Source organism: Streptomyces cacaoi (assembly GCF_006539165.1).
GTDB lineage: Bacteria > Actinomycetota > Actinomycetes > Streptomycetales > Streptomycetaceae > Streptomyces > Streptomyces cacaoi.
Genome location: NZ_BJMM01000175.1, coordinates 1 through 932, shown reverse-complemented (window position 1 = coordinate 932; position 932 = coordinate 1). Strand labels below are relative to the sequence as shown.

The window sequence follows — 932 nt, the reverse complement described above, 5'->3', positions numbered from 1 at the left end:
TGGCCATGCGGGCGCGGTCGATGTCGGAGAGGTACTGCCCCAACCCGGCACCGACCTCCCACAACCCGAACGCCATCGACGTCGCAGGCAACCCCTCCGCACAACGACGCTGCGCCAACGCGTCCAGGAACACGTTCGCCGCCGCGTAATTCCCCTGCCCCGCCGTCAACACCAGACCACCCGCCGACGAGAACAGCACGAACGCCGCCAGATCCATCCCCCGCGTCATCTCGTGCAGCCACCACGCCGCATCCGACTTCGGCGCCAGGACGGCATCGAGGCGTTCGGGGGTGAGCGCGTCGATCAGGCCGTTGTCACCGATGCCTGCCGCGTGGATGACGCCCGTGAGCGGCCGCTCGGCAACGATGCCCTCCACGAGCCGCGCCACCTGCGCACGCTCCGCCACATCACACGCCACCACCCGCACCCGCGCACCCGCAGCCTCCAACTCCCCCACCAACTCCACCGCACCCGGCGCCTCAAGACCCCGACGACTACTCAACACCACATGCCGCACACCCTCCTCCACCACCAGATACCGCGCCACCACACCACCCAGACCACCCGTACCACCCGTCACCAACACCACACCCTCCGGATCCCACACCGGACCCGAACCCAACACCCCACCAGCTACCAACCGAGGCACCCACACCCCACCCCCACGCAACGCCAACTCCACCTCACCCGAACCCGAACCCGCCACAGCCGACACCAACTCCCCCACACCGACCGAAACCTCACCATCCACCAACACGAACCGGCCCGGATTCTCCGCCTGCGCCGCACGCACCAAACCCCACACCGCACCCTGCACCACATCCACCACACCCGAACCCACACCACCACCAACAGCAACACCCTCCCGCGTCACCACCACCAACCGCGAACCCACCAACCGCTCATCCACCAACCACGACTGCAACACACCC

General features: G+C 67.9%; 1 protein-coding gene. It reads right to left on the bottom strand.

The features are described from left to right. Positions 1–910 (bottom strand): beta-ketoacyl reductase (locus tag SCA03_RS34800; RefSeq protein ID WP_170223878.1); only part of this gene is annotated, 910 nt, incomplete at its 3' end. Positions 911–932 lie beyond the last annotated feature (22 nt).